14 protein-coding genes are annotated in these 11,587 nt (G+C 39.0%); 5 read left to right on the top strand and 9 right to left on the bottom strand.

The genetic code is table 11. From position 1 onward, the window contains the following. Positions 1-184: 184 nt before the first annotated feature. From HMPREF2571_RS00215 to HMPREF2571_RS00185, 8 genes are all read right to left on the bottom strand, one after another. Complete coding sequence (locus HMPREF2571_RS00215; protein WP_070846941.1) at positions 185-1,072, bottom strand: Rpn family recombination-promoting nuclease/putative transposase; 888 nt, start codon at positions 1,070-1,072, stop codon at positions 185-187. A gap of 84 nt (positions 1,073-1,156) precedes the next feature. Beyond that, complete coding sequence (locus HMPREF2571_RS00210) at positions 1,157-2,242, bottom strand: HigA family addiction module antitoxin (RefSeq protein ID WP_070846938.1); 1,086 nt, start codon at positions 2,240-2,242, stop codon at positions 1,157-1,159. Beyond that, on the bottom strand, positions 2,235-2,573 hold the full coding sequence (locus tag HMPREF2571_RS00205; protein WP_049528707.1) for a type II toxin-antitoxin system RelE/ParE family toxin: 339 nt from the start codon (positions 2,571-2,573) through the stop codon (positions 2,235-2,237). The genes HMPREF2571_RS00210 and HMPREF2571_RS00205 overlap by 8 nt, the downstream gene beginning before the upstream one ends. 205 nt (positions 2,574-2,778) lie before the next feature. After that, positions 2,779-4,473, bottom strand: coding sequence for a DUF2075 domain-containing protein (locus tag HMPREF2571_RS00200; RefSeq protein ID WP_070846936.1), 1,695 nt, complete (start codon positions 4,471-4,473; stop codon positions 2,779-2,781). Positions 4,474-4,482: 9 nt separating this feature from the next. Next, positions 4,483-4,812 carry a nucleotide pyrophosphohydrolase gene (locus HMPREF2571_RS00195; protein WP_070846935.1) on the bottom strand — a complete coding sequence of 110 codons (330 nt, stop codon included), beginning with the start codon at positions 4,810-4,812 and terminating at the stop codon, positions 4,483-4,485. 116 nt (positions 4,813-4,928) lie between these two features. Then, the gene (locus HMPREF2571_RS10780; RefSeq protein WP_013990816.1) at positions 4,929-5,060 is read right to left on the bottom strand and encodes a hypothetical protein; all 132 of its coding nucleotides are present in this window, start codon (positions 5,058-5,060) and stop codon (positions 4,929-4,931) included. Positions 5,061-5,069: 9 nt separating this feature from the next. Next, the gene (locus HMPREF2571_RS00190) at positions 5,070-5,837 is read right to left on the bottom strand and encodes an SDR family NAD(P)-dependent oxidoreductase (RefSeq protein ID WP_070846933.1); all 768 of its coding nucleotides are present in this window, start codon (positions 5,835-5,837) and stop codon (positions 5,070-5,072) included. A 31-nt stretch (positions 5,838-5,868) separates the two neighbouring features. After that, positions 5,869-7,026, bottom strand: coding sequence for an Mbeg1-like protein (locus tag HMPREF2571_RS00185; protein WP_070846931.1), 1,158 nt, complete (start codon positions 7,024-7,026; stop codon positions 5,869-5,871). A 109-nt stretch (positions 7,027-7,135) separates the two neighbouring features. Between HMPREF2571_RS00185 and HMPREF2571_RS00180 the strand changes: the two genes are divergently transcribed. Beyond that, the gene (locus tag HMPREF2571_RS00180) at positions 7,136-7,762 is read left to right on the top strand and encodes a Pr6Pr family membrane protein (RefSeq protein ID WP_070846929.1); all 627 of its coding nucleotides are present in this window, start codon (positions 7,136-7,138) and stop codon (positions 7,760-7,762) included. Positions 7,763-7,798: 36 nt separating this feature from the next. Here the strand turns inward: HMPREF2571_RS00180 and HMPREF2571_RS00175 are convergent, their stop codons facing one another. Further along, a complete protein-coding gene (locus HMPREF2571_RS00175; protein WP_070846927.1) occupies positions 7,799-8,641 on the bottom strand; it encodes a Cof-type HAD-IIB family hydrolase in 843 nt (280 codons plus the stop codon). Between the two features lie 151 nt (positions 8,642-8,792). Between HMPREF2571_RS00175 and HMPREF2571_RS00170 the strand changes: the two genes are divergently transcribed. The 4 genes from HMPREF2571_RS00170 (at position 8,793) to HMPREF2571_RS00155 (ending at position 11,502) form a co-directional block, all read left to right on the top strand. Then, positions 8,793-9,182: a hypothetical protein gene (locus tag HMPREF2571_RS00170; RefSeq protein WP_045769008.1), complete on the top strand. Its 390-nt coding sequence runs from the start codon at positions 8,793-8,795 to the stop codon at positions 9,180-9,182. Between the two features lie 190 nt (positions 9,183-9,372). Further along, positions 9,373-10,275, top strand: a complete 903-nt coding sequence (locus HMPREF2571_RS00165) for a glycoside hydrolase family 25 protein (RefSeq protein ID WP_045768904.1) — start codon at positions 9,373-9,375, stop codon at positions 10,273-10,275. A 112-nt stretch (positions 10,276-10,387) separates the two neighbouring features. After that, positions 10,388-10,861 carry an aminoacyl-tRNA deacylase gene (locus tag HMPREF2571_RS00160; RefSeq protein WP_045768905.1) on the top strand — a complete coding sequence of 158 codons (474 nt, stop codon included), beginning with the start codon at positions 10,388-10,390 and terminating at the stop codon, positions 10,859-10,861. A gap of 2 nt (positions 10,862-10,863) precedes the next feature. Next, on the top strand, positions 10,864-11,502 hold the full coding sequence (locus HMPREF2571_RS00155) for a histidine phosphatase family protein (RefSeq protein ID WP_013990825.1): 639 nt from the start codon (positions 10,864-10,866) through the stop codon (positions 11,500-11,502). Positions 11,503-11,587: the final 85 nt, after the last annotated feature.

Genomic DNA, 11,587 nt, shown 5'->3' with positions numbered 1-11,587 from the left:
TCAAAATGTTTTAAATCTGTTTTCTCAGATTTCTGTCAAACGTTTGACAGTCTTTTTTAATTTTACGCTTCAAAGTATTATTTTCCGAATGTTTTAGTATTACAAATGTTAAACATCAAAAAAATAAAAAAGAGACAAAAATCTGCCTCTTATTTTTCAAAAAAATAACTAACCTAACTAGATTTTACGATAACATTGCCTCTAATTCTTCAAGCGACAGACCAGTCACATCTGATACTACTTCTAGAGATAGACCTTTTGACAGCATCTTGCGAATCAACTCTAAGCGCTCCTCATGACGACCTCGTTCCAAGCCTTCTTCATGCGCTTCATCAATTGCTGTTTCCATGGTCATGTCATAATTTTCTTGAATACGTATGCGTTCATCAATCATCGCCTTTTCCTCCTGTGTCCAGCTGGATGAATCCAGTAATGAATCGGCATGCGTGACCGCTCGGCTAGGTGCCTTAGAAAATGGGAGATTTCCAAAGAACTCTAGCCACTGCCGCCCTTCATCCCTGATATGCTTATCTTTATTATACTTATCCAACTCTAAAAAGGCAATCTGAAGAAGGTTCTGCTGTTTCCCATCCTTATAGTAAGCATTCAAAGGCCTCCCCGTCCTACTATTGGCCATCCAATAAGTATTAATCGGGGACTCCTCATCTGGCAACAAGGTCTTCTCCAAGATAGCTATACCATAGACCGGCTCCATCTGCTCATACATCTTGTGTGTCTGTCCTTGTTGGCGTAATTGCTGCACATTTTCTACTAGCTGGCTAGCCAAATAATAATGAAAACGATTGAGAAAATAATGCTGCTTACGCACCTGAATCTCAATGATAACCTCGGTTCCATCATTCAACTTGGCTCGAACATCCACCGAGGTTGAAAAGAGCTCATCCTCGTCAAAGTCCTTTTTATGAAGCTGTGTCCCCTCCAAAATCTGAGCATCCACAACATCCAAATCCAAAATATCTCGAATAAATGCCACCGTCACCTCAGGCAGGCTGAAAATCTTCTTAGCCATAATATCCAAGGTCGGTGAGACATGCTTATGTCTTTTTTCCATCTACTTCTCCTTAATAAAAAATAGAGGGTTGGCCCCTCTACTTCTATTATTCGGAAAAAGCCTTTGATTGCACTATAAGATCCATTAAGAAACTAAATAATAGTTCACTTTCAAGTCTCTAAATTGATCATAACCCAAATACTCATCATTCTGCAAGCGACCTAAAACAATGCTTGGATGAATATCAATCTCATCAGCAAATTTCTTAATCGCTTGTTTATCAAAGCAAGCTTCATCTATAAATCTTTGATAGTCTTGAGGGTCAATTAGTAAATCTTTCGCAAACTGGTCTGCTAGCTCCTCAGAACGTCGATAAGAGTCACTACCTCCGTCATCAGATGAAAAGTCATTCTGCAGAATATGTCCAATCTCATGGAAAAGTGAAAACCAAAAAATATCCGATGCTTTATTACGATCTGTTAATAACAACAAGACACTACCGTTTCCAAATTTCTTTGTTGCACCATTTAAATTGGCATTTGCTAAAGCAGGAAGGCCCACTAGGACAACCCCACACTCTAGCAAGATATCGGTCAACTCTTGAGCAAAATCCTTTGGATCTTGTCTTGTCAAGTCTCTTAAAGTTGGTAAGCTTTTCTCTAACTTTCTGCAATTAAGCTTCGTGGTCGTTTTATTACGAGCTTTTTTAGATGCTAACTCTAACATGATATTGGAATTAACGATACTCTTTTCGGTAAAGTCACGTGTATTACGATAACTCACTAAATGGTTAAAAGTCACGAGATATTCTAAACTCGATACCTCCAGAATTTTCCGAAGCTCTGTAATCTTTTCACCGATACTATAGCGCTTCTCTGGAACGTAGCCTTTTTGTTTAAAATACTTAAAGTCAATCATATCACAGATTTCCTTCTCGCGACCCTGATCAAGCTCTCTTTGTTCTACAATTTCAGCCACTTTCACATCATAAATGTTTTGAAGGTTGAGCCAAGTCTGCATAGAAACACCACTTAACTTGGCTAACTTATGAGCTGTCTCCTTACTAATAGACTCCTCAGCATTAACTAGCTTGCTGACAGTCTTGGCAGAGACTCCCAAACGCTCCGCAAATTCTTTCTGAGTTACGTTATAGTCCTCAATTAAGTCTTCAACATACTGACCTGGATGAAAAGCAACCAGGTCTTTGTACTCAACCACTTTTTTACTCATAATGATTGCTAACCTCCTCTATTTTCAAGATTTCGATTTCTACCGGACTAGAAAACACCTTCTCAAAATCTTCCTCACGAAATCCTACAATCAAACGATAGGAACTCCTTCGACCATCTATATCTAAAGCAAACTGTCCATTTCTCTTTCCCTTTAATTGGTGAAAATGATACTTAGGAAAAGCCGTCACACTAGCCAAAGAATCCGATACTTCCAAAAGGTTAATCAACTGGTGCAACTTTAATGCAACCTTATCCGAAAAATCCTTTTTCGCTCGCCTCAGCTCAGTGCACTGTTTCTCAACAGTTTTATTTGTATAGATAAGCTTCATAAATTCCTTTCCGTTCGATTTAAATTACCTTTTTGGTAATTTAATATTATCAAATTCATAGAAAAAAGACCAGTCAAAACTTCATTTGACTGATCCTTCTTTTATCATTTAACTAATAAACTACCCCTTAAATGCTTCCACAAAAGCCTTGAGTTCTTCGTCTGCTTCTTGTGTTGTTCCATGAAGTGTACTAAGTAAATTAATTCTATAATTTCATATCTCTTTTCAATTTCAGTAAATAGTCGTTAAGTTTACTATCAATAGCATATATATATAAGCCTTTTATAGCTCTTTTCATAAGAATATTAATTGAATTTAATACTATTTCTTCTTTGTAGGAATCTGCATTTTCTCTAGAAAAATTCTTTTCAAATTCTTGCGGAATTTGAAAGGCTCCTTTATCCTTGTATTCATGTTGTAAAATTTTTATGGAGTTTGTTTTCTCATCAAGACTAACAGATGGACCAAGAATAACACCTACATTATTTAGGTCAAATCCTTGAACAGTATAAATTGACCCAACTTGTTTTAACGTCTCAGGATCTTCGGCCCAAACACCTTTAGTCGCAAGATTCCAAGGTAAATTAATTCCCTCTTCATCTACGTAGTACTCTTCTCCATCTTTCTTATGAGTAAAATCAAATGTAGCTACCAACCGAGATAAGTTATCTTTTTTATTTAACTCTGTAATTTTATCAAAAAGTTCTTGAGAAGACTTACAAATTTGAAAATCAAAAGTTTCTGTTGATTTAGGCAAGGGTAGTATTGTCTTTTCAACAAAATTATCAATCCATTCAATAATTTCATCTGAAGCATTCATTCGAAACTGTTCCTTTAAGTATAGAGTTTCAGTATCATATTTAGACATAATGCTATCCATTGTCTCTTCATCCCAATAGGATTTCAATTTTAAAACCTGCTTAGGATCGAAAATAACAATAGTAATCTTTGATCGTTTAATAATTTCTTCTAACTGATTTTCATAATGAAACCCATTATACGCATCTCTACTAGTTAAAAGTAAATGGGCCTCATCTACTAATGTTATATCACTCTTGGTAATTTTCTCCTTATCAACACTATTAATGAAGGATGTTGGTTTCATAATGTCTTTTTTCTTCATATTAGGCAAACTTTTGGACATAGTTTGATAGGTTTTTAAAACCTCCGAATGATTCACCAATAAACGATTAACTGTTTTATATAATCCTGACTCTTTATCTCCTTCATCTTTATCACTTGATAAATTACAAAGATCATTATATAGAGAAGACAATACAACACTCTTTCCTGTACCAGCCTCTCCTTTAACTAAGAAAACTTTGTGTTCACCTTCTTTTAGTTTTTTCAAATTTCTACGACAATAATCAATGATTTGTTCTTTAACTCCATATTGACTATCTGATAATTGATGAAAAGGTGAAAGTTTATACACATCTTTATTTTGAATAACATCACTGCTATTCCTAGCGAGACCTTTTTGCCTTAACTTGTCCCAAAGTTTTTGAAAGACCTCTTCATTATAATATTGCTTCTGATAGTAGTTATGAATTACCTGATTAGAAGAAACTTGACTTTTATTTTGTAATTTAAAAATTCCATCTGCCAAAAAATAGTTAATTAGATTAGTCTCAATGTTATATGTTGCAGACTGATTAAATTTATCATGCCCTATTAATAGAACCCTCTTAAGTTTTCGTCTAACTGGATTCTTTAAGTGGTTCTTCATACGATTTCTTGCATTCGTCGTCTGACCAATATAAGCTTCGGATTTATCCCTATACAAAATATATAATATTGGATAATCTTTAATGTAACTCGTTGAAATTAGATTAAATTCTTTCAATTCGAAATTCTGCTCAATAAAGCTTTTATCTTCAAAATATAATTCTATGTCCATCTTCCACCACTACAACTCATTATACTTTTTATTACTTCCTCGACTTTTCTCAACAGGATATTTCTGTTCGTTCAAATCAAGTTTACTTTTAATAATATCTTCAACATCTAAATTCAAATTATCTGCCATCATCAAAGAATAAATCAATACATCAGCAAGTTCTTCCTTAATTTCTTTAAGTGAGCTCGCTACTACTTCTTCTGATTTTTTCCATTGGAACAACTCAAGAAGTTCACTTGCTTCTAGTGATATGGAGATAGCTAAATCCTTTTCATTATGAAATTTACGCCAATCTCTATCATCTCTAAATTGATTGATTTTATTCATTAATTCCTTCATCTTGTTACCTCAAAACTGTCGTAATCCCTTACATTATAGCATTTTCACGGGTTCTTTCATAGTTTTGGGAAAATTCCAACAAAAAAAACACAGCCCGAAGGTCATGTTTTTATCATTTATTTACCCATTTTTTCCTGAATGAGTTTTTCCACTCTTTGGTAACTGGCTTCAATCTCTTCCTTGCTAAAGAGTTTTGTTTGCAAGTCTTCCCAGCTACTGCCGATGGCTGGATTAGTGTGATTCTTCATAAGCTTCTCCTAGTCTTCTCCCCTATAAATCGTAAACCCTGTGGCTTGCTGGTTAGCCATGATGGTCATGTCTGAAATTTGGACGCGTCGTGGTTGCTTGGTGACATAGAGAACTGCGTCCGCAATATCTTGAGCTTGGAGGGCTTCTAACCCTTGATAAACTTTCGCCGCCTTGTCCTTGTCACCGTGAAAGCTAACTTGAGAAAAGTCGGTCTCAACGATACCAGGCTGAATGGTTGTCACCTTGATATCTGTGGCAATGGTATCGATACGCAAGCCATCACTGAAAGTTTTTACTGCAGCCTTGGTTGCTGAATACACGGCAGCACCTGCATAGGCATAGATGCCCGCCGTAGAGCCCATATTGATGATATGGCCCTCATTGGCAGCAACCATGCTTGGCAAGATCTGACGTGTCACCATCATCAAGCCCTTGACATTGGTGTCGAGCATGGTCAGCATGTCCCACTCCTCATAGTCTTGATAAGCTGTTAGACCTAGTGCCAGACCTGCATTATTGACCAAGACATGGACTTGCCCCACGCTTTTGAGAATGGCTTGGCAAACATCCTTGACCATGGCCATATCTGTGACATCCAGGGCAAAGGTCCAAACTTTTTGATTTGGATAGGTTGCTTGGAGCTCTTCTTTTAGAGCTTCTAAACGCTCCACACGGCGACCGGTTAGGATGAGATTTTCTCCCTCTTTGGCAAAGGCACGCGCTGTTGCTTCGCCAATTCCTGATGTTGCTCCTGTAATAAGTACGTTTTTAGACATAAAATCCTCCACTTCTATGGTTCCGCTGTCTCTAATCGTTGTTGGTTAATTCACTCAACTTCTTGATAAAATCAGGAAGTTCAAGTTTGGGCAGGTTAGATTTCCTATTTCCCGACTTCCAAAATATCCAGAGTAACTGGTTGAAACCATCCTGCAGCACTTTCTTTTGTTGGTCCGAGAGATTGCCAAATTCTTGCAACATCTGGCCTAGCTTAGGGAGAGTTTTTATCCCAATATCATCCAGACTTTCAATTCCAGAATCAAGAATGGTATCAAAGAACAAGTCACAAACCTGCTTGAGTTCTTGATTTGGCAAGGTCTCAATCCATTCTTGGAAGGTCTCTTTTAAGCGTTGACTCAAGTCTGTCGGCTGATCCACATAAACAAAATCATTTGTTCCCAAGTCAACCTGCCAAAGCAAAACATTGTGTTGAGCGATGCCTATGCCATCTGCTGCTACGAGCTTTGCGACCTTATCCCAGTAGAGCATGACTCCCACAACTGATTCTTGAGGTCTGATAACCGTCATCTTGGGTTTCAACTCTTGGTAAGAAGGCTTCTCTAAGAGTGATTTCATCAAGCCCGGAGAATCAAGAAGCAAGAGCTCTGCTATTTGCTCACGCAAGACAGTCGAACTCTGAACAGCCGAATAGAGGGCAAGATTGCCACCCTTGGAATGACCAGAAACAGCGATGTGACCACTGAGGTTTGGCAAGTGCTTCTCCAGAAAGGCCATAGCTGAGCGATGCGCAGGAATTTCCCGACTGTAGGTCAGTTGAAAATCCTCCTTCCAACCAATAACGCTATCATCTGTCCCACGAAAGACAATCTGCTGGTAGTCCAATTCAGGCAAGCTGAAAATCATAGCCGCAAACTGCTTTTCCACTCCCTTGTCCAAGACACTACAGTAGTCACTTAGATTAAGTCCAGCGAAACGTCTAGACCTGACCATGGCTTCAGCCAGATCTACCCGTTCCTTAGTCACCATGAAGGTGTAATCGGGATTTAGGTCCTTACCCTCTGCATAGTCATGTAAATTGATGGTTTCCTTCAAATCACTTGCTGAGAGCCATTTTTCATAAGTCAGGTAGCCAATCTCATTGATGCAAACCTTATCCAAAATATTAAGAGGCTCTTGGTCGAAAGGCAAATCCTTAACCTTTTCAAGATAATCGATTAAATTGGACATCATTACTCCTTAAAGTCTTTCTTACCTTGATTTTACTAGAATTTTCAATAAATTGTTAGTGAAAAATGTGATATGATAAGAGAGATTATTTATTAGGAAAAGGAAGCTTATGACTATTTCACGATTTTACCGTATCTTATTAGCTCTCTGTGGTTTGGTAGGAGTCTCTATCCAAATCCATGACGATGGTTGGGGCATGTTGCTCTATTACACTGTTTTGTCCAATATCCTGGTCTTCTCTAGTTTGATTTTCTTTATCATCTATGACTTTAAAAAAGAGGATGCGACGACTAACACCAAACTCTTGCGTTACAAGGGTGGTGTAACCATGGCCATCCTCATCACTGGAGTCATCTATCACATCCTCTTGGCCCCTATTACAGAGCCTGAGAAATTCTGGACTCTCCGTAACTTCTTGGTCCACTATATTGTGCCTTGGGGATTGGTGCTTGATACCCTTATTTTCGATGCTAAGAAAGCCTACCGTCTACGTGAGCCAATTTACTGGTCCGTGGTCCCTCTCTCTTACTTTGCCTTTGCCCTTCTAAATGGCTTGGTGCTAAAACTCCCAATTCCAGGAGCTAAAGATAGCCCCTTCGCCTACTTCTTTATCAATGTCAATAAATTTGGTTGGAACAAGGTCTTGGTAAATGTCCTAGTCATCAGTGCCGGATATATCGCTGTCGGCTATCTCTTGTACCTCTTGAAAAAATTTATCGGTCGTAAACCAGCATAAAACATAAACTGAGTTACCTAGGTAGCTCAGTTTTTTCTATTTCAACAAGCCCAATTTATCAAAAGCTTTGTACAAGCCATCAGCTTCAACATCGTCTGTGACTAGGTCTGCCATAGCCAAGATTTCTGGCCCACCATTTCCCATGGCAACGCCAATCTCACAGTATTCCAACATAGGGATATCAATCTTGGCATCACCGAAAGCAATGGTATCCGAACGCTTAGCCCCCAAATATTCCAAAAGAACATCAATGGCATGGGCCTTGTTTATATCCTTAACACCCAAATCACCAAACAAGGCTGTTTCACCTCGACCACCCCAAGTATGGGCTTCAAGCTGTGGAAAAGCTTCTTTGGAATCCAAGTGATCCTGATAGGACTCCAAAACGAAACTGACCTTATTTAGGTCGTCACGGTAGAGTTCCCCACCATACTGGAGACCATGAATGAAATCTTCTGGTTCCTTACCCTCAACAGACTCTGCAGATTGCCCCTTTTGAATAGCGTAAGTCTTAAGTGTCTCACGCGCCCGCTCCCGAAAATCAGGACTGGCAAAGAGGCCGTTATTACTCTCCAAATAAAAGGCAAGATGGCGCTCTGTTAGCCAATCCACAATCTTTGCTGCATCTTCCTTGGAAATCAGCTGATGCATGAGGACTTGGCCATGATGCTCCACATAAGAGCCATTGCCACCAATCATCCCATCCAAGCCAATTTCCCATAATTCAGGTTGCATTTCTGCCTTGCTACGTCCGGTACAAACATAGACCAGATGCCCCTTTTCACGCGCCTGACGAATTGCCTTTACTGCTGACTCTGGAATGCGGTTATGATAATCCACCAATGTCCCATCAACATCTAGAAAAATAAGTTTTGACATGTTTTCACCTCGAGTCTTCTTTTATTTTATTATACCCTGATACGGTTGTAAGAGATACTACTATCCTCGGACAAACTGATACTATCCTATGATAGTCTTGTCTCCAATCCAATACATTGCCATTTCCCATGAAAGAAGCTATCATGAAAGTATGAACGATTTAAAAACTTTACTGAATCACCTGCCTTATAAATTAGCCGCCTATGATGCCCAAGGAAACTTTCTCTATGACAATGGTGGCGCTGATGGTAGTTTCTTTCCCCGTGAGGATGAAAATCTGCCTGACTGGATCATGTCTGAAGTTCTAGCATCTCCTACAAAAGAAAGAAGTTATCAGATTCCAACAGATAGTTTTGATCAAGTCCTGATCCAGACCTACCAAGCTGCCATAGACCAAGAAGGAAAGGTCCTTGGATTTTGGGAGACCGTTTATGATTTGAAGCAACCTCTCAAGACCTATCTGGATAACTCTGCTCAAGCCCTTGTCGCCTGGTCTGATGCCACTAGTGGCGCTAGTTTCAAGGAAGAAACTGACTTTTAAGCTAAATTTCTTGCTTTAATAAATGAAAAATTCACTTAATTCAAGACTAGCTCAAAACACACTTATTCATAAAATGTGCCTAAGTCAGCACTACAAAGGCTTTTTGGAAATCAGTCACTTTAATATCTCTCACAGAATTTATAAACACTCTATTTTGCATTTTTGCGCTATTTAAGGTAAAATGGGAGTAATGAGAAAAAGAATAAAACCGATCGTTGTTTACGTGGTTCTAGCTCTTTTAGGATTAGCATTAGTTATTGCAAATATTCACAATACGTCCAAACAGCAGGCGCATCTCCAAAACGTGAAATCTGCTATTCCTTCTGCTACTACACCGAAAACAACAACCAGTAGTACATCTAGTAGTTCCGACGAGGAGCTGAAACTCAATCCCATTATCGACCTTTCGGGGTGGCAACTACCTCAGGATATCGATTACGATGTCTTGTCAAATCATATTTCTGGTGCTATTATCCGTGTCTTTGGCGGATCACAGATTAGTAAGGATAGCAATGCCGCTAGTTCGAATGGGGTTGACAAATCTTTTAAAAAACATATCAAAGAACTCCAAAAACGTGATGTTCCAGTTGCCGTCTATTCCTACGCTCAAGGTGCTTCTGTCAAGGAGATGAAGGAGGAGGCTCGTATTTTCTACAAAAATGCTTCTCCATACAAACCTACCTATTACTGGATTGACGTTGAAGAGGAAACCATGCCTAATATGGAGGAAGGTGTCCAAGCTTTTCTAGCTGAGCTCAAACGTCTAGGAGCTGATAAAGTCGGTCTCTATATCGGTGCTTATTTCATGCTTGAGCAAGAGGTTTCAACCAGAAACTTCGATGCTGTTTGGATTCCCGCCTACGGTACTGACTCTGGTTACTATGAGACTTTGCCAAACACTGATATTGACTATGATCTACATCAGTATACCTCACAAGGAAGTCTTCCTGGATTCGATAATATTCTAGATCTTAGCCAAATCAATCCCGAGAAAAACAAACGTAAAACCTTTGAAAAACTCTTTGGTAAGATTAAGCAAAAACCAACTAAAAATAAGAAGACTACTTCGACAAGTTCATCTAGTAGTCAGTAAAAACCAGTGTCTAAAGCACTGGTTTTCTTCTTGTCAAATTGGTTTAGGCTTGTTCGGACGAATATGTTATAATGGATGGTAGAAATGAATAACTTTAAAAGGAGATATGACAATGGCTAAGAAAGGCAAAGTCAAGAAGACCCTGGTTGACCAAATTCTTGATAAAGCTAAGATTGACCATGATAGCTTATCCTTCAATGGTTTAGAGGGGGATCTTCCAGAAGATGTGGCGCGTGAGAGCATTTATAAAACCCTCGCCCTTAAGGGAGATAAGACAGGGCCTGTCATCGGCATTGTCCCTATCACCGAACACCTGTCTGAAAAGAAATTAGCTAAAATTTCAGGGAACAAGAAGGTTCAAATGATTCCACAAAAGGATCTCCAAAAAACAACTGGCTATGTTCACGGGGCTAACAATCCTGTGGGAATTCGCCAAAAACATAATTTCCCTATTTACATCGATCAGTCTGCCCAAGATGCTGGCTTCCTCATTGTCTCAGCGGGGGAAATTGGGCGTTCTATTCGTATCAATAGTCAAGAACTTGCTGATTTTGTTAATGCTGAATTTGCTGATATTAAGGAGTAATCATGAAACTGTATTTTGTACGTCACGGTAAAACTGAGTGGAACTTGGAAGGCCGACTTCAAGGTGCCAAGGGAGACTCGCCTTTACTTAAAGAATCTATCGAACAAGTACGTGAGCTAGGTCACTACCTCAGTGACACTCATTTTGACTTGGTCTTCTCAAGTGACCTACCTCGTGCTAAAAAAACTACAGAGCTCATCATGGAGTCTCAAAAGCCTAAAGCTAAAGTTACCTACACTAAAACTTTGCGTGAATGGCAACTAGGTAAACTAGAGGGGCAAAAGATTTCCCTTATCCAAGCCATCTATCCAAAAGAAATGGATGCCTTCCGTAACAATCTAGCCAATTTCCGTGCTAAGGACTTCCAAGCGGAATCTGTCTACAAAACAACAAAACGTGTGGCCGAATTTGTCAAAACACTTAAAGATAGTGATGCTAAAAATGTCCTCATTGTCGGTCACGGAGCTAACCTAACAGCTTCTATCCGTACCCTCCTTGGTTTTGAACCTGGTCTTCTTCGTAAAGCAGGAGGTCTTGACAATGCTTCTGTCACTATTCTCGAAACCAACGATTTCGAGCACTTCACTCTTAAATGTTGGAATGATACGTCCTATATGGATGAACAAAACAAGATTAGCTAAATCATCGACTGACTTCATAAGACAAGCGATCCTGATCAAGGGTCGCTTTTTAGCACTCAAAAAACCCTTAAAGCCTACTACTTCA

This window comes from Streptococcus sp. HMSC068F04 (genome assembly GCF_001837455.1).
Taxonomy (GTDB): Bacteria; Bacillota; Bacilli; order Lactobacillales; family Streptococcaceae; genus Streptococcus; species Streptococcus salivarius_D.
This window is presented reverse-complemented; position numbering and strand designations above follow the sequence as displayed.

Bases quoted from the DNA above. Each gene is read 5' to 3' on its own strand.
- HMPREF2571_RS00205 (WP_049528707.1), bottom strand. From the start codon at position 2,573: ATGAAGCTTATCTATACAAATAAAACTGTTGAGAAACAGTGCACTGAG.
- HMPREF2571_RS00155 (WP_013990825.1), top strand. From the start codon at position 10,864: ATGAAACTGTATTTTGTACGTCACGGTAAAACTGAGTGGAACTTGGAA.
- HMPREF2571_RS00195 (WP_070846935.1), bottom strand. From the start codon at position 4,812: ATGAAGGAATTAATGAATAAAATCAATCAATTTAGAGATGATAGAGAT.
- HMPREF2571_RS00160 (WP_045768905.1), top strand. From the start codon at position 10,388: ATGGCTAAGAAAGGCAAAGTCAAGAAGACCCTGGTTGACCAAATTCTT.
- HMPREF2571_RS00175 (WP_070846927.1), bottom strand. From the start codon at position 8,641: ATGTCAAAACTTATTTTTCTAGATGTTGATGGGACATTGGTGGATTAT.
- HMPREF2571_RS00180 (WP_070846929.1), top strand. From the start codon at position 7,136: ATGACTATTTCACGATTTTACCGTATCTTATTAGCTCTCTGTGGTTTG.
- HMPREF2571_RS00185 (WP_070846931.1), bottom strand. From the start codon at position 7,026: ATGTCCAATTTAATCGATTATCTTGAAAAGGTTAAGGATTTGCCTTTC.
- HMPREF2571_RS00210 (WP_070846938.1), bottom strand. From the start codon at position 2,242: ATGAGTAAAAAAGTGGTTGAGTACAAAGACCTGGTTGCTTTTCATCCA.
- HMPREF2571_RS00170 (WP_045769008.1), top strand. From the start codon at position 8,793: ATGAACGATTTAAAAACTTTACTGAATCACCTGCCTTATAAATTAGCC.
- HMPREF2571_RS00190 (WP_070846933.1), bottom strand. From the start codon at position 5,837: ATGTCTAAAAACGTACTTATTACAGGAGCAACATCAGGAATTGGCGAA.
- HMPREF2571_RS10780 (WP_013990816.1), bottom strand. From the start codon at position 5,060: ATGAAGAATCACACTAATCCAGCCATCGGCAGTAGCTGGGAAGACTTG.
- HMPREF2571_RS00215 (WP_070846941.1), bottom strand. From the start codon at position 1,072: ATGGAAAAAAGACATAAGCATGTCTCACCGACCTTGGATATTATGGCT.
- HMPREF2571_RS00200 (WP_070846936.1), bottom strand. From the start codon at position 4,473: ATGGACATAGAATTATATTTTGAAGATAAAAGCTTTATTGAGCAGAAT.
- HMPREF2571_RS00165 (WP_045768904.1), top strand. From the start codon at position 9,373: ATGAGAAAAAGAATAAAACCGATCGTTGTTTACGTGGTTCTAGCTCTT.